The organism is Chryseobacterium sp. sg2396, from assembly GCF_042610505.1.
Lineage (GTDB): Bacteria > Bacteroidota > Bacteroidia > Flavobacteriales > Weeksellaceae > Chryseobacterium.
Map to the genome: position 1 here is coordinate 21,546 of NZ_JBHGAQ010000027.1, position 20,913 is coordinate 42,458.

Consider the following 20,913-nt stretch of genomic DNA (forward strand, 5'->3'; position numbering starts at 1 on the left):
AATTCTTTTTAATATGCCTCCATAGCTCAGTTGGCCAGAGCACGTGATTTGTAATCTCGGGGTCGTGGGTTCGAATCCCTCTGGAGGCTCATTAATATAAAATATCTGGGGAGATTCCAGAGTGGCTAAATGGGACTGACTGTAACTCAGTTGCTTCGGCTTCGTAGGTTCGAATCCTGCTCTCCCCACGTTTTATATTAGAGAAAAAGTTGCATGGTTAAAGGATTTTCCTTAAGTTTGCACAGCGTTACCAATAATTTTGGAAACAAAATTGCGGAAGTAGCTCAGTTGGTAGAGCGTCAGCCTTCCAAGCTGAATGTCGCGGGTTCGACCCCCGTCTTCCGCTCAGAAATTCACACTTTAAAAGGGTGAATTTTTTTTAACTACTGAAAAAATGCCTGGGTAGATTTTCCCACAGTTTCAGTCGGATATTAAAATGCCTTCATAGCTCAGTTGGCCAGAGCACGTGATTTGTAATCTCGGGGTCGTGGGTTCGAATCCCTCTGGAGGCTCATTAATATAAAATATCTGGGGAGATTCCAGAGTGGCTAAATGGGACTGACTGTAACTCAGTTGCTTCGGCTTCGTAGGTTCGAATCCTGCTCTCCCCACGTTTTATATTAGAGAAAAAGTTGCATGGTTAAAGGATTTTCCTTAAGTTTGCACAGCGTTACCAATAATTTTGGAAACAAAATTGCGGAAGTAGCTCAGTTGGTAGAGCGTCAGCCTTCCAAGCTGAATGTCGCGGGTTCGACCCCCGTCTTCCGCTCAGAAATTCACACTTTAAAAGGGTGAATTTTTTTTAACTACTGAAAAAATGCCTGGGTAGATTTTCCCACAGTTTCAGTCGGATATTAAAATGCCTTCATAGCTCAGTTGGCCAGAGCACGTGATTTGTAATCTCGGGGTCGTGGGTTCGAATCCCTCTGAAGGCTCATTTTAATATAAAATATCTGGGGAGATTCCAGAGTGGCTAAATGGGACTGACTGTAACTCAGTTGCTTCGGCTTCGTAGGTTCGAATCCTGCTCTCCCCACATTTTATATTAGAAAAAATGTTGCATGAATAAAGGATTTTCCTTAAGTTTGCACAGCGTTACCAATAATTTTGGAAACAAAATTGCGGAAGTAGCTCAGTTGGTAGAGCGTCAGCCTTCCAAGCTGAATGTCGCGGGTTCGACCCCCGTCTTCCGCTCAGAAATTCACACTTTAAAAGGGTGAATTTTTTTTAACTACTGAAAAAATGCCTGGGTAGATTTTCCCACAGTTTCAGTCGGATATTAAAATGCCTTCATAGCTCAGTTGGCCAGAGCACGTGATTTGTAATCTCGGGGTCGTGGGTTCGAATCCCTCTGAAGGCTCATTTTAATATAAAATATCTGGGGAGATTCCAGAGTGGCTAAATGGGACTGACTGTAACTCAGTTGCTTCGGCTTCGTAGGTTCGAATCCTGCTCTCCCCACATTTTATATTAGAAAAAATGTTGCATGAATAAAGGATTTTCCTTAAGTTTGCACAGCGTTACCAATAATTTTGGAAACAAAATTGCGGAAGTAGCTCAGTTGGTAGAGCGTCAGCCTTCCAAGCTGAATGTCGCGGGTTCGACCCCCGTCTTCCGCTCAAAAAAATCACGCTTTTCCGGTGTGATTTTTTGGTTTAAGCCGACTTAGCTCAGCGGTAGAGTGCTTCCTTGGTAAGGAAGAGGTCACGGGTTCAAGTCCCGTAGTTGGCTCAGATTCTAATCCCGATTCTTTCGGGATTTTTTTATGTCCAGCATTTCGTTGTTGGCAACAGTTCTTTTTTTAACGCTACCGACGCAAAGGTAGATTTATTTGAAGGCTTGAATATCATAGCTGTGGATATTTTAGCTTAAAGATTTTTAAAATTTAATTTTTACTGATAGGGATTAAAATATTTATTATCCTTTCCAATGAATAAAATATCCATTCACAACATGTCAAATGTCGTTAGCTGTAGTGTTGACAAAACGTCTAGCTTCCAGCTTCATTTTTCCAATCCTGTAATTCCCTTCATCTCAATAGAACACAGCTATCATTTGCTGAGTGAAACGCCCTTGCGACCGGAAATATGCAGCACCATATGAACATCCCCTTGCACCCTTCGCGTTAAGAATAGAAATAGTCAACCCTAATTTAAGAATTTGCTTTAGCTGGATGATATTACAAGATTGATTTTCCATTTCTAATGGCCAAAAAACGTTGATCCGGAACCCGTCAAAATTTATTGCCGTAATGTTGACAAAAACATCTAGCCTCCAGCTTCCTTTTTCCAATCCTATAATCCCAATTCATCTCAATAGAATACAGCTATCATTTGCTGAGTGAAACGCCCTTGCGACCGGAAATATGCAGCACCATATAAAACATCTCCTTGCACCCTTCGCGTTGAAAATCAAACCACCTGCATTCGCAACCTTAAAATTCAATTAAAAGTCTTTCCCTTTCATTCAATTTTTTTACCGTCCTGAAAATTTTCGTTACATTCGTATAAAATAATTTTCGATGAATATCCTTTTATTGGAAGACGATTTAATTCTTTCGGCAGAACTTTGTAAGTTTTTAGAATCAAACCATTTTACCTGTGATAAAATTTACGATGGTGAAACTTTCCTGCGCCAGATCAGGAACAGTTCTTACGATCTGTACCTGCTCGACATCAATGTGCCGAAGATCAACGGTCTGGATGTCTGCCAGACCATCCGTTCTTTCGATAAAAATACCCCGATCATTATTATCTCCGCATACGGAGACCTGTCGGATAAAAAAGATGCGTTTACAAGACTGGCGGACGATTATCTGGTGAAACCCTTCCAGTTTGAGGAACTGATGCTGCGCATGAATTCTTTATTGCGGAGAAAAGCACCTTCTGAAACGAATGACCAGGAAATGATTCGCATTGATGACCTGATTGTAAATAAAACCGAACAGAAAGTATACCGTGGCGGTAATGAGATCAGCCTTACCTTAAAAGAATTCCAGCTGCTGGCCTACCTGGCCGAAGCACAGGGGCGGACCGTTTCCAAACAGCAGATCACAGAACATGTCTGGGAACATAATTTCAATACAAACACCAATACGGTGGAAGTATACATCAATTTCTTGAGAAAGAAGATCGACAAGGATTTTAAAGTGAAACTGATCCATACCCGTTCCGGTTTCGGGTATTATTTAAGTCCGTTATAGAAAAAATATGTCTTTAAAAAGGAAGATCGCACTCAATCTCAGCATTGCCTTTTCATTGCTTTTCGGTATTGTGATGGCGGTGATCTATATGTCCTTTAATGATTTCCGGAAAGATGAATTCAAGGAAAGATTCCGGCAGAGGCTGGAGTTTACCTCGCATTTCATTGCCAAATCCAAGGATTTTGAAGAAGAGGCACCGGTTTTTTTTAATGAAAATTCAGACAACATCCTTTTAAACGAGACCATTTTAATCTTTAATTCACAGAAAGAGCTGATTTACAGTACCATCAAAGACCGGAATGTTACTTGGGATAATACCCTGCTTAAAGAACTGGATGATAAAAAAGTCATTTATTCTGAAAAGACGGTTCCTGAAATTTATGCGGCGCTGCGAACCATCCATGGTGAAAACTATTATATTCTGACCAGCGCTTATGATACCAACGGGAACTCCAAGCTGGCGTATCTGAAGTATCTCCTCATTACGGCGTATGTCATGAGCACACTGCTGATCGGTTTCGTCAGTTATTATTTTATGGGGCAGTTCCTGAAGCCCCTCGAAGACCTGAATCAGGAAATTTCTGAAGTAACGGCACACAAACTGACAACGCAGATCCCCGTCCGCAACTCCAACGACGAAATCGATGTACTGGCGAAGTCCTTTAATACGATGATCGGAAGACTGGATGATGTGTTCCAGTCGCAGAAGGACTTTACGGCCAGTGCATCCCACGAAATCAGGACACCGATTACCCGAATGGCATTTCAGCTGGAAAATCTGATTAAATTCGGCGAGCATACTCCCGAAACGAGGTCTTCTTTACAGCAGATCCAGCGCGATGTCTACCAGTTATCGGATCTTACCAATTCTTTATTGCTGTTAACGAAATTCGATAAGGAGAACATCCAGAGTATTTACGAGGAAGTGCGGATCGACGAGGTAATCTTTGAATCTTTTGAAGCCGTGGAAAAAAGCTATCCGAAGCTTAAAATGGATTTCCAGATTTCCGAAGATACTTCCGAAGATGCTTTACTTACCATAAAAGGCGTTCAGTCTTTACTCGATATCGTATTCATCAATCTTTTTAAAAATGCTGCCATTTATTCAGACAACATGGAAATGGATGTGTTAATTACCGAAAATGAACGGCATTTCATTGTAGATGTCATTTCCCGAGGGAGTACCATTCCGGAAGAAGAGCAGCTGAAATTATTTGAAGCATTCAAAAGAGGTAAAAATTCCCAGAACATTTCCGGTTCGGGGCTGGGGCTTAGGATTGTTAAAAGAATCCTTGAATACCATGGTGCTGAAATCATATATACTGCCCCGGCGGAATTAATGAATAAATTCAGCGTGATTTTCAAAAAGTAAATCTTTTTAAGCTAAATTCCTAATAACAAATAACGCAAATCCGATCCTGTTAGCAATTACTTCCATGCATCCGTTCTTTCTTTCTTTCTTTCTTTCTTTTTCAGTTTTTTAACCAGCCTTATAGTACGGCTTCCCATGAGTAACACGCACACTGTATTCCGATATTTCATCATTTGTAGGTTATTTAACAATAACGGTAATATTATGGGCAGAACGGATATTAATTCATGATCATAAATTATTTTACAAAATCTTTAAAATTTCCAGGTATTTTTTTAAATTTAAGGTGATTTTTAACTCTTTTTATATATAATTTCTGAAGGGTAAAAACTTTTGGATAGGAGCCTTAAACCAAATTTAATTTTTTTTTAAGGATTCTTTAAGAGCATTTTAATTCCATAAAGACACCTTTGTATCATAAAATGACCAACATGAATAAATTCGCAGGGCTGTTTATCGTCATTTCCTCATTTGTGGCAGCACAGCAGAAAATGTCGCTTTTGGAATGCGAAGAGGCATTTCAGAAGAACAATTTACAATTGCTTGCAGAACAGTACAACATCAATATGGCTGATGCCGATATTCTGCAGGCTAAAATCTGGGATCTTCCGCAGCTGAGCGGGCAGATCAACGCCTACAATCCGGAAGGCCGTAAAATTTTTGATGCCGGACACGCCAAAGGAGCCCAGGTAACCCAGCTGATCTATATGGGTGGCAAAAAAAAGAATGAGATTGCCTTTGCAAAATCCAATAAGGAACTGGCGCAGCTCCAGTTTTCACAGCTCCTGGTGGACCTGAGATCACAACTCCGTTCAACGTACTTTGATCTTTATTACGAGCAGCTGAAACTGGAAAATACCAACAAGCAGCTGGGCTATATGAACGACCTTCTTGCAGCTTACCGTGTGCAGTCTGCTAAAGGCAATGTGTCCTTAAAAGACCAGGTAAGGCTCCAGAGCATTGTCATCCAGCTAAATAATGACAAAGTGGAGATCAATAAGAATATTCTTGAATTTGAACAAACCCTGAAAGTGCTTACAGGAATTACGGACGATATAGATCCTCAGCTTTCAGATTCGGAAGCCAAAGACATGCTGGCCGCACAGCCTTTCGGGGATGAGACCGAACTGCAGAAAAAAGCCCTGGAAAATAACGCGGATTATCAGTACAATCTGAAACTGATCGACAACAGCAAGCTCTACGCCCAATGGCAGAAATCGCTGAATGTGCCTGATCTTAATCTCGGTGCAGGGTGGGACCAGAACGGAGGAACCTTTAAAAATGAAGTCAACCTGATGGTTGGAATTCCTTTACCCTTATGGAAATCCAATAGAGGAAATGTAGAGAAAGCCAACTTCGCCATCCAGCAGAACCAGAAAAATGCAGAATTCCAGAAGCTGACCCTCGAAACCAAAGTACAGGCCGCCTACAAAACCTGGAAAACCCAATATGACCAGCTTACGGAAATAAAACCTGCCGATCTAAACAACATGGAGATGGTATACAACGGGATGCTGAGCAATTTCAGAAAAGGTAACATCAGCCTGATCGAATTTACGGATTTCATGGACAGCTACCGGGAAACCGCCCTTCAGATCTACGACATGGAAAATCAAATCATACAGTCCGCAGAACAATTGAATCAACTGGTACAAACGAAAATCTTCTATTAAACATGAAAAAATATATAATTCCGGTAATGGTGGCCCTGTCCGTTTTATCGTGCTCCAAGAAGGAAGCAGATCAGAAACCGCAGGCCAAAAAAGGATTTGAGCTGAGCAACACCATGCTGAAATCCATCGATCTGGCAAAAGTTGAAAAAAAATATATTGAAGACGACTATAATTTTTACGGAAAGATCTCGGCAGACAAGAACAGCTATATCGATGTGTATCCGCTGGTTGGCGGAAATGTATTAAGCGTAAATGTCGAACTTGGAGATCATGTAACGAAAGGCCAGGTGATGGCAACCATCCGGAGCACCGAGCTGGCGGAAGTTCAGAAGGATGTGAGTGATGCCCGTACCGATTTGGTCGTGGCACAGAATAACCTCCGCGTAGCCAAAGAAATGTATGAAGGAAAACTGAATACTGAAAGGGATGTGCTGGAAGCCAAGAGCCAGCTGCAGAAAGCGCAGGACCAGCTGCAGAGAGCCAATGCCGTGAGTACGGTGTATAATGTGAAAAAAGGAAATATCTACAGCGTGGTGGCACCGATCAGCGGCTATATCGTTCAGAAAAACATCAATAAGGATATGCAGCTGCGAAGCGACCGGAGCGATAATATTTTTGATGTAGCCAATACTTCAAATGTCTGGGCCATTATGAATGTAAATGAATCCGATATTGATAAAATCAGCCTCGGTATGAAAGCCCAGGTTTCCACCCTGTCTTATCCGGATAAAGTTTTTGACGGGAAAATCGATAAAATCTTCAAGATCATCGATCCGCAGACCAATGCCATGCAGGCAAGGGTAGTACTGGATAATCAGAACGGGCTGCTGATCCCTGAGAGTAAAGCGACCATTAAGGTCATCAACTCTGAAAATACCATGGCGCTTACGGTTCCTTCCAAAGCCGTTATTTTTGATGACAACAGAAGTTTCGTGGTGGTGTATAAAACCAGGACGGATGTGAAGGTGAAAGAAATAAAAGTTCTGAAGCAGGTAGGCGACGTAACTTACGTTTCCGAAGGATTGTCGGAAGGTGAGCAGGTAGTCACTAACAATCAGTTGCTGATTTACCGTTCTCTGAACAGTTAATATGAGTACATTATTAAGATGTAAGCTGAATTAAGGCATCATTGCTTATAACTTGCTTGCGAATCATTTAATAACTCTTAATGGCTTACTGGTTTAGAATCAATTTCCTTTCCTGAATGAAATCGAATATTCGACGAATTCAAATGCCTTTGCAGGTTTTGCATTAAGAGCACCAACTAAAAAATCCATCATGAACAAATTCATTAAAAATATAATTGCTTTTTCGTTAAAAAATAAAGCATTTACCTTTATCTGGGTAGCAATTCTGGCGGTTTCGGGATTCATCAGCTTCAAAAATATGCCCATTGAAGCATTTCCGGATGTGACCAATACCCAGATCGTCATCATCACCCAGTGGAACGGGCGAAGCGCGGAAGAAGTCGAGCGTTTCGTGACCACGCCGATTGAGCTGGCGATGAGCCCGGTACAGAAAAAGACCAGTGTGCGGAGTACCACCATGTTTGGGCTTTCCATTGTTAAAATACTTTTCGACGATGGAGTAGACGATACGTTTGCCCGGAACCAGGTGAACAACCAGCTCCGGACAGTGAATCTTCCTGATGAGGTGGATCCTGAGGTTCAGCCGCCTTACGGGCCGACCGGGGAAATTTTCAGATATACTTTGCAGAGTAAAACCAAAGATTCCCGTGAGCTGCTGACCCTGCAAAACTGGGTAATCGACCGGGCTTTAAGAGGAGTTCCCGGTGTGGCAGACATCAACGTATTCGGAGGACAGGATAAAGTTTTTGAATTGAGCATCGACCCGAGGGCTTTGGATAAATACAATCTGACACCGCTTCAGGTATATGATGCCGTTACCAAAAGCAACCTGAATGTAGGGGGAGACGTGATCGAAAAAAACGGACAGGCCTATGTTGTCCGCGGGATCGGATTGGTAAAATCGGTAGCCGATATCGGGAACATTACCATACAGAATGACAGCGGAAACCCGGTGCTGGTAAAAAATGTGGCAGATGTGCATGAAAGTTCAATGCCACGAGTAGGGCAGGCCGGACTCAACAACCAGGAAGATACCGTGGAAGGAATTGTCGTAATGCGGAAAGGGGAAAATCCCCGCGAAGTACTGGTAGGGGTAAAAGCTAAAATTAAAGAGCTGAACGAAAAAATACTGCCGAAGGATGTAAAAATGGTGACGTTCTATGATCGTGACAACCTGATGGATTTTACAACGCATACCGTGATGCACAACCTGATCGAAGGGATCGTGTTGGTAACGGTAATCGTTTTGATTTTCATGGCCGACTGGAGAACGACTTTGATCGTTTCCATTATCATTCCGCTATCGCTGCTATTCGCCTTTTTATGCCTGAAAATGGCTGGGATGAGCGCCAACTTATTATCTCTGGGAGCCGTTGATTTCGGGATTATCATCGACGGAGCCGTCGTCATGGTGGAAGGACTCTTCGTGATGCTCGATCATAAGGCCCATAAATACGGGGATGAGAAATTCAACAAAATGGCCAAAGCCGGCTGGATCAAGCAAACCGGAACAGGCCTTGGAAAAGCAATCTTTTTTTCAAAATTAATCATCATTACTTCACTGATTCCGATCTTCTCCTTCCAGAAAGTAGAAGGGAAAATGTTCTCGCCGCTGGCATTCACTTTAGGTTTTGCCTTAATGGGAGCCTTGATCTTTACTCTGACGCTGGTACCCGTACTTTCTCATATCCTTTTAAATAAAAATGTTAAGGAAAAGAACAACCCGTTTGTGAATTTCTGGGACCGAAGTGTACTGAAAGGATTTAACTATACTTTTAAACATAAAAAATTAAGCCTGATCGTTGCGATTTCGTTCCTGGCTGCAACTTTATTCTCCGCAAAATTTTTGGGGACTGAGTTTCTGCCTCAGTTGAATGAAGGCTCTCTGTGGATCACTGCAGAAATGCCGATGAGCTCCTCTCTGAAAGAATCCCTGAAAACGGCGGACCTTCTGAAAAAAGACATCATGAGCTTTCCGGAAGTTACCGATGTGCTGGCGCAGACCGGACGAAGTAATGACGGAACCGACCCGAACGGATTCGGATTTGTGCAGTTTGCCGTCAACCTTAAACCGAAAGAAGACTGGAAACGGAAGATCACCTATGAAGAACTGATCGAGGAAATCGATAAAAAGCTCCGGAATTATCAGGGAATTACGTTCAATTATTCCCAGCCGATCTCCGATAACGTGGCTGAAGCGGTAGCCGGTTTCAAAGCGGAAAACGGAATCAAAATTTACGGCGATAATCTGCAGACCCTCGATAAGCTGGCCGGAGAAGTGTTGAAGCAGGTAAAAGATATTAAAGGGGTAAAAGACGCCGGAATTATTAAAAATATCGGACAGCCGGAAGTAAGTGTTGTGCTGGACCGTGATAAAATGGCGGCTTACGGTGTAATGCCCGATGATGCGCAGTCGGTGCTGGAAATGGCCTTTGGAGGAAAAACCGCTTCGGAAATGTTTGACGGGGAAAGAAAATTCCCGATCCGCCTCCGTTACTCCCAGGAATACCGGAAAGATGAAAACGATATTGCGGCATTGATGGTTCCGACGCAGGATGGTTCAAAGATTCCTTTAAAAGAAATCAGTACCATCGTAAAAGACAATGGAGCTGCCTTTATTTACCGTGATGATATTAAACGGTATATCGGGATTAAATTTTCCATCCGCGACCGTGATTTAGGAAGCACCATTGCCGATGCCCAGAAAGCAGTGTCCAAAATTGATCTTCCGGACGGATATTCTGTCGGCTGGACCGGGCAGTTTGAAAACCAGCAGCGGGCTTCAAAAAGGCTGACACAAGTGGTGCCGATCAGCATCCTGGGGATCTTCTTCCTGCTGTTTGTCCTGTTCGGAAACATGAAAGACTCTTTGCTGGTATTGGCGAATGTACCTTTTGCGCTGATCGGAGGAATCATCGCCCTGCACGTAACGGGAATCAATTTCGGAATCTCGGCCGGGGTAGGGATGATTGCCCTTTTGGGAATCTGTATCCAGAACGGGGTGATCCTCATCACAGAATTCCATCAGAATGTCAAGAATGGGCTGAACCTGGATAATGCTATTTTAAGTGGAGTAAAATCAAGGACACGTCCGGTGATCATGACCGCTTTGATGGCCTCGATCGGTCTAATGCCGGCAGCGTTATCCACAGGAATAGGTTCCGAATCGCAAAAACCGCTGGCCATCGTCATCATCGGAGGATTGATTACGGCTACCATTCTTACGTTGCTGATATTCCCGATCATCTTCTGGATTTTCAACAGGACCAAAAAGTCACAGCAGATTTAGGTTCAGTATAAGTCTTAAGTAGAAATCGGTATAAGACGCTGGAAGAGGGAAGAGGGAAGCTGGATGCTGGAAATTTTTCCCGCAGTAGGATTGAATGACATTTATAAGTTTTTAGCCTAATTATATTATCTAGATTTTAACATGAATTCGGTGGCATTTAACTTATTTTAAATTCATCAAGTACTCAGCCCTGAAAGGGCGATATCAGTAGCCCCGGGCCTCGCCCGGGGTTAAATAATTTATAGGTAGACTCAAGCCCTGCAAGGGCGTAATCATTAAACATAGGTTGTTGTTGTTCGCATCATCCTGCGGTACTATATTCCCTTTCCTTTCTATAAAAAGGTTTCGCCCTTTCAGGGCTTGGGCTATCGTCCGCTTTTGTTAACCCCGGGTTTCACCCGGGGCTATGATTATGATGCCCCGCTGGGGCAGATTCACTTGCTGTTGCTTTCTATTATATTTATTTGCTATCCTGTTAATATTATCTTTTCTTGAGCTTATGTCAGTATTTAATTCATTTTTATTGATTTAAAGAAATGGAAAATAAGGAATGATCAGACCTTTAAATAAAGGTTGCCTTCTTAACGGAATAAACAGATGATTGATCTTAAGACTGTTAATTATGTTGATATAAGAAACTTCCAGCATCTAGCATCCCTCTTCCAGCCTGATTACAGACACATTGTTAAATAAAGAATCGCGGGAAACTCAGTTTTCCGCGATTCTGCTATTGAAATAATTATTATGAGTTTAGAATCCTAATCCCACGGCAAATCCTTTTACCATATTCGGGAAATCTGACACAGAGGTTGCTGCTCCGGTAGATGTATTAATACTGTAAAGTTTGGTGGTGGAACCTACCGTTGCCATCAGATACGCTTTCTGGCTCATGCTTCCGATATCAAAACCGTTGCTGTTGGTAATATTGATACCTAAAGACCCGGTTTCTACCAATAAGCCGTTATTCGGAGGATTTTGCTGATACAGTTTATCGGTATTGTGATCGATTACAAACAGAGTAGTGGAAGTTGCTCCGGCCATGTTATTGGTATAAGCTGCTGCTCCGATCATCGGACTTCCCGGATTCAGGGTAAGATCCACCGCAGTAATTCCTCCCGTAACAGGATCCAGGCGTAGGTTTTGTCCGGTATTGCTCACTACACGGATTTTATCAACTGTTGGATTAAAATCAAAACCGAAATCCGTTCCCGCCAACAGCGTTGCGAAAGGAGACGTGCCGACAGCGGTTGCCGCACCGGTTCCCAGATTGATCGTATAAATTCTGCTGGAGCTTCCTAAAGCATAAAGCTGCCCATTAGCCGGTCTGAAGTCGATCCCTAAAACACTTTCGCCGGTCTGAAGGCCTGTCATTGATTTTGAAACCGGCATTGGATTGTTCGGGTTAAAAATCTGGAGGTTGTTTGAGCCATCCACCGCATAAGCTACGGCTTCGGTAGGAATCGCAAGATCGATAACCTGCTGCTGAAGCATTCCGATATTGGTCGCTTTTCCGCTGTTGAGGTCTACTAAGTGAAGATTATTATTTACCGCCAGTAAGGCCGTGGCGTTATCATATTTAATATCAAAAGCAGCCTGCCCGGTAAACGTTGCTCCAAGACTTCCTACTTCCACCAGCGTTCCGTTGTTTGGCGGATCCTGCTTGAAAAGTTTCCCCGAGGTCATGTCGATATCATACAAAACAGTACTTGAAGCACCGGATTTACTGTTGGTATACGCGATTCCCATAACGGAAGGACTGCTGCCTCCTGTAATATTGATATCCGTTGCTGCCGTAGCTCCTGTTTCAGGATTCAGCCTGAGGTTTTGCCCGCTGCTGCTTACCAGGCGGATTCTGTCTACCACAGGATTAAAATCTATGGAAGCGACGGTTCCCGAAATAGCAGGGGTAAAGGCCGTTGTGCTTACCACCCTGGCCGAAGCGTTGGACTGATTGATAATGTACAGCTTACTGGCGCTTGATAAGGCATAAAGTTCTCCCGTGGCCGGTCTGAAATCGATGCTCATCAGTTTCTCCCCGGAAGCCACTCCCGAAACGGTGGTTTTGGAAGTAAATGTCTTCGGGTTGTTGGCATTAAAGGCTACAAGTTCATTGTTGGCCGTCAGTCCGTATACCATCAGGTCCGGCCCCTGAATGCTGATTTCGGAAGACATCATATTTTCTGAATCGTCGCATGAAAATAAAACAACCGTGCTGAACACCGCCATCCATAAGTGTAATAGTTTTCTCATAATATTATTTTTAAGTAGTTCGTATTTCCATGTACGATAAAAAATAAATGACGGTTTTAAATATGGAAATTTTTTATGCTGATTTAATTTGAACCCGATTATTTTCATTAAATACTGAAGTGAAAAATAAAAATAGCCGGGTTAGAGTATGAACGATGAGATAAATTCCATGTAATAGGCTAATCAAGGTTGTTGCTCAGGACAATAATCAACCACTGTAGCATAAACGCTTCGGCCTTTTGACTGGGTTCTATTTCGGGATCTCCGTAATTTATTATATTAAGAATTAAACAGATAGTTTATAATTTAAATAAAAGGTTTACGGATGATTTTCACAATTGAGAAAAATGTGTAAATTTGCAATCTCAATACATTGAAATATAAGGTTTGCACTTTATTGGATTTGAATATTGAAACTTTTTTGGAGAAAAAGTTTTTGGTATTTAAAAATTCATTATATTTGCACACCGAAAATTTGAAAACAATAAATAAATAATTCATAAATCATGGCAAAGGAAACGTTTAATCGTAACAAACCACACTTGAACATTGGTACTATTGGTCACGTTGACCATGGTAAAACTACTCTTACAGCTGCTATTTCTGCTGTATTAGCTAGCAAAGGTCTTGCTGAGAAAAAAGACTTCTCTGCAATTGACTCTGCTCCAGAAGAAAAAGAAAGAGGTATTACTATCAATACAGCTCACATCGAATACGAAACTGAAAAAAGACACTATGCTCACGTTGACTGTCCAGGTCACGCGGATTACGTAAAGAACATGGTAACAGGTGCTGCTCAGATGGACGGAGCGATCGTGGTATGTGCTGCGACTGACGGACCGATGCCTCAGACAAGAGAACACATCCTACTTTGCCGTCAGGTAAACGTACCTAGGATTGTTGTTTTCATGAATAAAGTTGACATGGTGGATGATGCTGAGTTATTAGAGCTTGTTGAAATGGAGCTTAGAGACTTATTATCTACTTATGAATTCGACGGAGATAACTCTCCAGTAATCCAAGGTTCTGCTCTTGGTGCTCTTACCGCTGCTACTGCAGAAGGAGGTGCTAAGACTGACGACCAGTGGTTCAAGTCTGTTGAGACTTTGATGGATGCTGTTGACGAGTGGATCGAAGAGCCTACAAGAGATACAGATAAGCCATTCTTGATGCCAATCGAAGACGTATTCTCTATTACTGGTAGAGGTACTGTAGCAACTGGTAGAATCGAGGCTGGTATCATCAACACTGGTGATCCTGTAGATATCGTAGGTATGGGTGATGAAAAATTAACTTCTACTATTACAGGAGTTGAGATGTTCAGAAAAATCCTAGACAGAGGTGAAGCTGGTGATAACGTAGGTCTATTGTTGAGAGGTATTGAAAAAACCGACATCAAGAGAGGTATGGTAATCGCTAAGAAAGACTCTGTGAAGCCACACAAAAAATTCAAAGCATCTGTTTATATCCTTTCTAAAGAAGAAGGTGGACGTCACACTCCATTCCACAACAAATACCGTCCTCAGTTCTACGTAAGAACTACTGACGTTACAGGTGAGATTTTCTTACCAGAAGGTGTAGAAATGGTAATGCCAGGTGATAACTTGGAGATCACTGTAGAATTGTTACAACCAATCGCTCTTAACGAGGGTCTTAGATTCGCGATCAGAGAAGGAGGTAGAACAGTTGGTTCAGGTCAGGTAACTGAAATCTTAGACTAATCATCTATTAAAATAATAAAAAGCTTCCGTAAGGGACTTCTTTCCGGAGCTTTTTAAACTACGGGCATCGTCCAATGGTAGGATACCGGTCTCCAAAACCGTTGATCAGGGTTCGAATCCTTGTGCCCGTGCAAAATACAACTATGAGTTCATTTGTCGATTTTTTAAAAGGTTCTTATAACGAATTCAGACATAAAGTGGAATGGCCGAAATGGTCGGACCTGCAGTCTTCTACCATCGTAGTAACTGTGGCCACCGTAATTCTGGCGTTATTTACTTTCGGAGTTGATGAATTGTTTTCAAAAGCAATCAGCAACATTATAGGAATGCTCATCAACGTGTTCAATTAATAATAAAAGTATTTTCCCAAAATGAGCGAATTGAAATGGTATGTGCTGAAAGCAATCAGCGGACAGGAAAATAAAGTGAAGAACTACATTGAAACGGAAATCAAACGTTTAGGGTTTGAACAGTACGTTACTCAGGTGGTGATTCCTATGGAAAAGGTTATTCAGATCAGGAACGGTAAAAAGGTTCCTAAAGAAAGACCTTACTATCCTGGATACCTTATGATTGAAGCTGATTTAATGGGTGAGATTCCACACGTTATCAAAAACATTCCCGGTGTTATTTCTTTCTTAAGCCTAACCAAAGGAGGAGACCCTGTACCGATGAGAAAATCAGAGGTTAACAGAATGCTTGGAAGAATGGATGAACTCTCAGAATTTGCAAGCGATGTTGAAATACCTTATATCGTTGGTGAAAACGTTAAAGTAATTGACGGACCATTCAACGGATTCAACGGAACAGTAGAAAAAATTCTCGAAGATAAGAAGAAGATTGAAGTTTCCGTTCTTATCTTTGGTAGAAAGACCCCCATGGAGCTTAGCTATATGCAGGTAGAAAAAGTATAATCTCTATTTAAAAATAAAAAATCCCGCTTATTAAAAAATAAGCGGGATTTTTTATTTTATATAATATTTAGAAAAATAAAGCCGATCCATTTGCTATTTCAAAAATATTTCATAATTTTGCAGTCCGAAAAGTAGGATTATTTAAGGTGAGAATGGATAACCTACTGAATAATAATGCTTCCAAACTCATTCATTATTCAAATTTAAAAAACAAACAATGGCTAAAAAAGTCTTTAAAATGGTAAAGCTTCAGGTGAAAGGTGGCGCAGCTAACCCTTCTCCACCAGTAGGTCCCGCTTTGGGTTCTGCAGGTGTGAACATCATGGAGTTTTGTAAGCAATTTAACGGAAGAACACAAGATAAGCCGGGACAAGTTTTACCTGTAGTAATTACAGTATACGAAGACAAATCTTTTGAATTCGTAATTAAAACGCCTCCTGCAGCAATCCAGTTGATGGATGCGGCTAAGATCAAAGGTGGTTCCGGAGAACCGAACAGAAACAAAGTAGGTTCTGTATCTTGGGATCAGGTGAAAAAAATCGCTGAAGACAAAATGGGAGACCTAAACTGCTTTACGATGGATTCAGCTATTTCTATGGTTGCAGGTACTGCAAGATCTATGGGATTAAGAGTAACAGGAACTAAACCAACTAACGCTTAAAACTTAAAGAAATGGCAAAACTGACAAAAAAGCAAAAAGAAGCTTTAAGCAAAGTAGAAAAAGGAAGAATCTATAACCTTGAAGAAGGTTCAGCACTTGTAAAAGAAGTAAACACTGCAAAGTTTGATGCTTCCGTAGACATCGCTGTAAGATTAGGGGTAGATCCTAGAAAAGCAAACCAAATGGTAAGAGGTGTTGTATCTCTTCCTCACGGAACTGGTAAAGATGTTAAAGTTTTGGCTTTAGTAACTCCAGATAAAGAAGCAGAAGCTAAAGAAGCGGGTGCTGACTATGTAGGTCTTGACGAATACCTGCAAAAAATCAAAGAAGGTTGGACTGATGTTGACGTAATCGTTACCATGCCGGCTGTAATGGGTAAATTAGGACCATTGGGTAGAGTATTAGGACCAAGAGGTTTAATGCCTAACCCTAAATCAGGAACTGTAACGATGGAAATCGGTAAAGCGGTAACTGAAGTAAAAGCTGGTAAAATTGATTTTAAAGTAGACAAATACGGGATTATCCACGCTGGTATCGGTAAAGTATCTTTCGATGCTGCCAAAATCAAGGAAAATGCTCAGGAATTGATCTCTACATTGATCAAAATGAAACCGACTGCTGCTAAAGGAACTTATGTGAAGTCAATCTACTTGTCTTCTACCATGAGCCCGGGTATTGCAATTGATACTAAATCTGTTAACTAATTTTTATCCTTAAGACAATGACAAAAGACCAAAAAGTTGTAGCAATACAAGAGATCAAAGATTTGCTTCAGGATGCAAAAGTAGTTTATGTAGCAGATCTTGAAGGTTTGAACGCTGCTAAATCTTCTGATTTCAGAAGACAGGCTTTCAAACAGAATATTCAGGTGAAAGTAGTAAAAAATACACTTTTACAAAAAGCAATGGAACAAATGGAAGGAGTAGATTACTCTGAAATGTTCCAGTCTTTCAAAGGAAACTCGGCGTTGATGATTTCTGAAACGGCTAACGCTCCTGCGAAATTAATCCAAGGGTTCAGAAAGAAAGAAGAGAAGCCGGCTTTGAAGTCTGCTTTTGTTCAGGAAACTTTCTATGTTGGTGACAACAACCTGGACATGTTGGCAAACATCAAGTCCAGAGAAGAAATGATCGGTGAAATCATCGGATTACTTCAGTCTCCAATTCAAAGAGTTGTTTCTGCTCTTCAAAACAAGCCTGAGACAGTAGAAGCTAAAGCGGAAGAAGTTGCACCTGCAGCAGAAGAAGCACCTGCTACTGAAACTCCGGAAACTCCGGCTGCTGAAGGAGAAGCTCCAGCTGCTGAATAATTTACACTCAAAAAATAATCAATAATCAACAAAAACATTACAACAATGTCAGATTTAAAAAATTTAGCTGAAACGCTAGTAAACTTAACAGTAAAAGACGTAAATGAATTAGCTGCTATCCTTAAGGATGAATACGGAATTGAGCCTGCTGCTGCAGCAGTAGTAATGGCTGGTCCTGGTGCTGGTGAAGCTGCTGAAGAAAAGACTGAATTCGACGTAATTCTTAAGTCTGCAGGTGCTTCTAAATTAGCAATCGTTAAATTGGTAAAAGATTTAACTGGTGCTGGTCTTAAAGAAGCTAAAGATATCGTAGATGGTGCTCCTGCTCCAATCAAAACAGGTATCTCTAAAGACGAAGCTGAAGCGCTTAAGAAGCAATTAGAAGAAGCTGGTGCTGAAGTAGAATTGAAGTAATCATTTACTTTATACATAAAAGAGCCGTCCCAATTCCGGGACGGTTTTTTTTGTGCCATACCTCAGCACCTCCACCCTATACAATTGGCTTTAGGTGGAGCAGCTGTAAATTTTATCCCGGCTCTGCGTTTCTGAAAAGAATTTCAGGATATTAAGATGTATTTTTTGGCGAAAAGATGTATCTCAGGATGAATGTTTGTCCTGCATTGTTATATTTTTGATATTTATCGCATAATTAATAATATCATAATGTTAAAAGATCAAAATTTATAACTACATTTGCAAAAATTCACAAGTTGGGAAAAGGAATTAGAAATATTTTGAACGGTAAATCCGGTACGGTCCTTTCACTGGGATTCGGAAAGGTTACAGTTTTTATATTGGTTTTTCTTTTTCATTCCTTTTATTCCCAGGAAGGGTTTGGTACCGCACCTTCAATCACCGTTAGCGGTAACGCAAAAATATATTCTACAGATCCGGATTTTAACAGACAGTTTCTCGCACAGGAAAATATCGATTATCAGATCGTCAGTTCCGGCAAAGCTTATGTATTTAAATCAAAATCTGCCGACAAAAAAATTGCTAAAAGAAAGCCTAAAGCCTCTGTTCAAAATATTGATCAGGCAAGGCTGAAGAAAATAAAGCAGAATATATCGGATTTTGAACAGCAGAAAAATTCCTTCAATTTCTGCAACATAGATAATGCTCCATTTTCCAGAGAGCTGCCTTATTCTTCCGATTCCAACAGGAACTATATAGCTCCTTCCACATTCTCTAATGACTTTTCAAAGGTATGTGTTTTTCAGTACAAATATTTGATTAGCTTGGTATTAGAATATCTCTATGTGTGGAAATATCATTACTTTAACAGCAGATCTTTAGAATTCTGCTTCTCCAGGATCTTTTCCGTAAGGCCTCCGCCTTTTTCTTTATCATAAATACAATCCCTATTAAAACTTATTAGCGTGCTTTCTTTTTAAGAGAGTACATACATTATTAATTATTTTTATGATAATAAAACCTCATTTAACACAAATAAAAAATACGGCCCTGCTTCTGATGCTTTTTGTAAGCGGCTTAGGCTTTGGCCAGAATTGTACGAATACGGCGGAAGGAAATCCGGTATTTAAAAATGATTTCGGGACTGGAACGAGTAATAGCAATACGACTACTACAGACCCATATGTGATTAATCATACGTATCAGGCAGTTACTCCGCCGGACGGTTCTTATTCCGTTACCACATCATCGGCTCAGGGAGCGACCTATGTAGAGACCGATCTTACCGGAGGAAAGGATGCTGGTTACACAAATATAGCAGACGGCTCCACCACCGGGAGGTATCTGGCGATCAATATCAACTCGGGCGGAACGGTAAATACGGTGATTTACCGGGTTGGTAATCTGGTTGTCGTGCCGGGCCAGCCTTATAAATTCAGAATCGATATGGCCGGATTATGTAACGGATGCCAGGATGTTCCCAATTTGCAGCTTACCATTAGAGATAACAACAATAACATTCTTGCCAATGCCAACTCAGGGAATCTCGGAGTCGCCAATGACGATGTATGGAGAAGGCTTACCCTTTCCTTTACTCCTAACACTTCTGTGGTGAAGCTGGAGATCGTTAATTTACAGCAGAATGGTAATAACGGAAATGATGTCGGGATCGACAATATTGTCCTAACTCCTGTAGAGTGCGACTCCGATGGCGATGGGATCGCAGACAGCCTTGATCTTGACGATGATAATGATGGAATTCCTGACAGTGCTGAAGGATGTACCGCTACGGTAACAATGGGGTCGGTTTCATCGGCAACTGCTAACAGCCTGTCAAATACCAACACGGCGGTAGTTCCTCTTGTTCCGCCGGGAGCAACATTGCCCGGAGGAGGAGTTACGCTAACAAAAACAGCGGGTACGGGAAATGGCTGGGGAATATATACCCCACCGGTAACTTCAACAACCATAACTGTAAACGGAACACAGAGTGCTTCTTTTCCAACAACGTATCTTGATGTCGTAGGTACGGTTCCGAGAACGTTGAATATTAATTTTGGAGTTTCTGCAAATTCTTTAAGCTCAAGTAACAATCATTATCAGTATATCATAGGAATTGCCGGATTGGGTAATGAAGGTACTACGGTAAATAATACCTTCTCCGTTCCTTTAACGGTGGTTGGGAATGCCAATGTATTTAATACAAATTTGTACGGATTGCTTGACGGAGCACCTTCTACTACACCGGGAGTATCTGGAACTGTTTTCAGCACCAATTCGCCGTCAACTACGGCACAGGGTTATACTTTCTTCTTCGTACCTGCTGATGTGGCCTCTTTTACCATGACCTGGGCGGGAGGGAATGATCCTCACGGGTTCATCTTTGGAGTATACAATGCCAGTTGTACAGCAGATACCGACGGAGACGGAATTCCGAACAACCTGGATCTGGATTCCGATAACGACGGATGTCCTGATGCGATCGAAGGAGATGAGAATGTAACATTGAACCAGCTCGTTCTTGCCGGTGGTAATGTAACATCCGGACCGGGATCTACCGCTCCGAACAAAAACCTTTGTGCTTCTGCTTCATGTGTAAATGCTTCAGGGGTACCGAATCTGGTAAATTCTGGAGGTGCTGCCGACATCGGCGGTGACGAAGGCCAGGGTATCGGAACTTCCCAAAACAGTGCCATCCAGTCTACTGNTGCTGCCGACATCGGCGGTGACGAAGGCCAGGGTATCGGAACTTCCCAAAACAGTGCCATCCAGTCTACTGGATGTTCCGCATGCTATAAGCCTTCGGTAACTTCGGGAACGACACTGAACACCAATGTTGGGATTTCAGCATTGGGCAGAGCCGGGGTAAATGCAGACAACTGGCCGATGGTGAGAAAAGGAGCATGGACCGCCCTTGAATCCAAAACGAAAGGAATGGTGATCAACAGGGTAGCTTTCGACAATACAGGAAATCCTACGGGAATTTCTTCATCCAATTTCGTGGAAGGAATGATGTTGTA

General features: G+C 41.7%; 14 protein-coding genes and 14 tRNA genes. 27 read left to right on the plus strand and 1 reads right to left on the minus strand.

Annotation, left to right across the window (positions count from 1 at the left end; translation table 11 throughout):
* Positions 1 to 15 precede the first annotated feature (15 nt).
* The 18 genes from ACED20_RS19685 (at position 16) to ACED20_RS19770 (ending at position 10,624) form a co-directional block, all read left to right on the plus strand.
* Positions 16 to 89 (plus strand) — tRNA-Thr (locus ACED20_RS19685).
* Between the two features lie 18 nt (positions 90 to 107).
* A tRNA-Tyr gene (locus ACED20_RS19690) sits at positions 108 to 188 on the plus strand.
* 85 nt (positions 189 to 273) lie between these two features.
* Positions 274 to 346 (plus strand) — tRNA-Gly (locus ACED20_RS19695).
* A 92-nt stretch (positions 347 to 438) separates the two neighbouring features.
* A tRNA-Thr gene (locus tag ACED20_RS19700) sits at positions 439 to 512 on the plus strand.
* Positions 513 to 530: 18 nt separating this feature from the next.
* A tRNA-Tyr gene (locus ACED20_RS19705) sits at positions 531 to 611 on the plus strand.
* A gap of 85 nt (positions 612 to 696) precedes the next feature.
* Positions 697 to 769, plus strand: a tRNA-Gly gene (locus ACED20_RS19710).
* A gap of 92 nt (positions 770 to 861) precedes the next feature.
* A tRNA-Thr gene (locus tag ACED20_RS19715) sits at positions 862 to 935 on the plus strand.
* Positions 936 to 955: 20 nt separating this feature from the next.
* Positions 956 to 1,036: transfer RNA gene (locus ACED20_RS19720), tRNA-Tyr, on the plus strand.
* An 85-nt stretch (positions 1,037 to 1,121) separates the two neighbouring features.
* Positions 1,122 to 1,194 (plus strand) — tRNA-Gly (locus ACED20_RS19725).
* Positions 1,195 to 1,286: 92 nt separating this feature from the next.
* Positions 1,287 to 1,360, plus strand: a tRNA-Thr gene (locus ACED20_RS19730).
* Between the two features lie 20 nt (positions 1,361 to 1,380).
* Positions 1,381 to 1,461 (plus strand) — tRNA-Tyr (locus ACED20_RS19735).
* 85 nt (positions 1,462 to 1,546) lie between these two features.
* Positions 1,547 to 1,619: transfer RNA gene (locus tag ACED20_RS19740), tRNA-Gly, on the plus strand.
* A 40-nt stretch (positions 1,620 to 1,659) separates the two neighbouring features.
* A tRNA-Thr gene (locus ACED20_RS19745) sits at positions 1,660 to 1,731 on the plus strand.
* A 790-nt stretch (positions 1,732 to 2,521) separates the two neighbouring features.
* The gene (locus ACED20_RS19750; RefSeq protein WP_294197689.1) at positions 2,522 to 3,202 is read left to right on the plus strand and encodes a response regulator transcription factor; all 681 of its coding nucleotides are present in this window, start codon (positions 2,522 to 2,524) and stop codon (positions 3,200 to 3,202) included.
* Positions 3,203 to 3,209: 7 nt separating this feature from the next.
* The gene (locus ACED20_RS19755; protein ID WP_294197691.1) at positions 3,210 to 4,574 is read left to right on the plus strand and encodes an ATP-binding protein; all 1,365 of its coding nucleotides are present in this window, start codon (positions 3,210 to 3,212) and stop codon (positions 4,572 to 4,574) included.
* Between the two features lie 431 nt (positions 4,575 to 5,005).
* On the plus strand, positions 5,006 to 6,247 hold the full coding sequence (locus ACED20_RS19760) for a TolC family protein (protein ID WP_294197692.1): 1,242 nt from the start codon (positions 5,006 to 5,008) through the stop codon (positions 6,245 to 6,247).
* A gap of 2 nt (positions 6,248 to 6,249) precedes the next feature.
* Complete coding sequence (locus ACED20_RS19765; RefSeq protein WP_294197694.1) at positions 6,250 to 7,335, plus strand: efflux RND transporter periplasmic adaptor subunit; 1,086 nt, start codon at positions 6,250 to 6,252, stop codon at positions 7,333 to 7,335.
* Between the two features lie 190 nt (positions 7,336 to 7,525).
* A complete protein-coding gene (locus ACED20_RS19770) occupies positions 7,526 to 10,624 on the plus strand; it encodes an efflux RND transporter permease subunit (RefSeq protein ID WP_294197696.1) in 3,099 nt (1,032 codons plus the stop codon).
* A gap of 750 nt (positions 10,625 to 11,374) precedes the next feature.
* Here the strand turns inward: ACED20_RS19770 and ACED20_RS19775 are convergent.
* Positions 11,375 to 12,874, minus strand: a complete 1,500-nt coding sequence (locus tag ACED20_RS19775; protein ID WP_294239422.1) for a DUF4394 domain-containing protein — start codon at positions 12,872 to 12,874, stop codon at positions 11,375 to 11,377.
* A gap of 506 nt (positions 12,875 to 13,380) precedes the next feature.
* Between ACED20_RS19775 and tuf the strand changes: the two genes are divergently transcribed.
* From tuf to ACED20_RS19820, 9 genes are all read left to right on the plus strand, one after another.
* A complete protein-coding gene (gene tuf / locus ACED20_RS19780) occupies positions 13,381 to 14,595 on the plus strand; it encodes an elongation factor Tu (RefSeq protein ID WP_146944458.1) in 1,215 nt (404 codons plus the stop codon).
* A gap of 60 nt (positions 14,596 to 14,655) precedes the next feature.
* Positions 14,656 to 14,726: transfer RNA gene (locus tag ACED20_RS19785), tRNA-Trp, on the plus strand.
* Between the two features lie 12 nt (positions 14,727 to 14,738).
* Complete coding sequence (secE, locus tag ACED20_RS19790; RefSeq protein ID WP_146944460.1) at positions 14,739 to 14,945, plus strand: preprotein translocase subunit SecE; 207 nt, start codon at positions 14,739 to 14,741, stop codon at positions 14,943 to 14,945.
* A gap of 21 nt (positions 14,946 to 14,966) precedes the next feature.
* The gene (nusG, locus tag ACED20_RS19795; RefSeq protein WP_047435411.1) at positions 14,967 to 15,509 is read left to right on the plus strand and encodes a transcription termination/antitermination protein NusG; all 543 of its coding nucleotides are present in this window, start codon (positions 14,967 to 14,969) and stop codon (positions 15,507 to 15,509) included.
* A gap of 217 nt (positions 15,510 to 15,726) precedes the next feature.
* Positions 15,727 to 16,170 (plus strand): 50S ribosomal protein L11, encoded by a 444-nt coding sequence (rplK, locus tag ACED20_RS19800; protein WP_149247733.1) that lies wholly within the window; start codon positions 15,727 to 15,729, stop codon positions 16,168 to 16,170.
* An 11-nt stretch (positions 16,171 to 16,181) separates the two neighbouring features.
* Complete coding sequence (gene rplA, locus ACED20_RS19805; protein ID WP_100075647.1) at positions 16,182 to 16,874, plus strand: 50S ribosomal protein L1; 693 nt, start codon at positions 16,182 to 16,184, stop codon at positions 16,872 to 16,874.
* 17 nt (positions 16,875 to 16,891) lie between these two features.
* Positions 16,892 to 17,479 (plus strand): 50S ribosomal protein L10, encoded by a 588-nt coding sequence (gene rplJ, locus ACED20_RS19810; RefSeq protein WP_294229456.1) that lies wholly within the window; start codon positions 16,892 to 16,894, stop codon positions 17,477 to 17,479.
* A gap of 45 nt (positions 17,480 to 17,524) precedes the next feature.
* On the plus strand, positions 17,525 to 17,893 hold the full coding sequence (rplL, locus tag ACED20_RS19815) for a 50S ribosomal protein L7/L12 (RefSeq protein ID WP_027380919.1): 369 nt from the start codon (positions 17,525 to 17,527) through the stop codon (positions 17,891 to 17,893).
* 296 nt (positions 17,894 to 18,189) lie between these two features.
* Complete coding sequence (locus ACED20_RS19820; RefSeq protein ID WP_294239429.1) at positions 18,190 to 18,831, plus strand: hypothetical protein; 642 nt, start codon at positions 18,190 to 18,192, stop codon at positions 18,829 to 18,831.
* Positions 18,832 to 20,913 lie beyond the last annotated feature (2,082 nt).

Bases quoted from the DNA above. Each gene is read 5' to 3' on its own strand.
- ACED20_RS19750 (WP_294197689.1), top strand. From the start codon at position 2,522: ATGAATATCCTTTTATTGGAAGACGATTTAATTCTTTCGGCAGAACTT.
- ACED20_RS19755 (WP_294197691.1), top strand. From the start codon at position 3,210: ATGTCTTTAAAAAGGAAGATCGCACTCAATCTCAGCATTGCCTTTTCA.
- ACED20_RS19760 (WP_294197692.1), top strand. From the start codon at position 5,006: ATGAATAAATTCGCAGGGCTGTTTATCGTCATTTCCTCATTTGTGGCA.
- ACED20_RS19765 (WP_294197694.1), top strand. From the start codon at position 6,250: ATGAAAAAATATATAATTCCGGTAATGGTGGCCCTGTCCGTTTTATCG.
- ACED20_RS19770 (WP_294197696.1), top strand. From the start codon at position 7,526: ATGAACAAATTCATTAAAAATATAATTGCTTTTTCGTTAAAAAATAAA.
- ACED20_RS19775 (WP_294239422.1), bottom strand. From the start codon at position 12,874: ATGAGAAAACTATTACACTTATGGATGGCGGTGTTCAGCACGGTTGTT.
- tuf (WP_146944458.1), top strand. From the start codon at position 13,381: ATGGCAAAGGAAACGTTTAATCGTAACAAACCACACTTGAACATTGGT.
- secE (WP_146944460.1), top strand. From the start codon at position 14,739: ATGAGTTCATTTGTCGATTTTTTAAAAGGTTCTTATAACGAATTCAGA.
- nusG (WP_047435411.1), top strand. From the start codon at position 14,967: ATGAGCGAATTGAAATGGTATGTGCTGAAAGCAATCAGCGGACAGGAA.
- rplK (WP_149247733.1), top strand. From the start codon at position 15,727: ATGGCTAAAAAAGTCTTTAAAATGGTAAAGCTTCAGGTGAAAGGTGGC.
- rplA (WP_100075647.1), top strand. From the start codon at position 16,182: ATGGCAAAACTGACAAAAAAGCAAAAAGAAGCTTTAAGCAAAGTAGAA.
- rplJ (WP_294229456.1), top strand. From the start codon at position 16,892: ATGACAAAAGACCAAAAAGTTGTAGCAATACAAGAGATCAAAGATTTG.
- rplL (WP_027380919.1), top strand. From the start codon at position 17,525: ATGTCAGATTTAAAAAATTTAGCTGAAACGCTAGTAAACTTAACAGTA.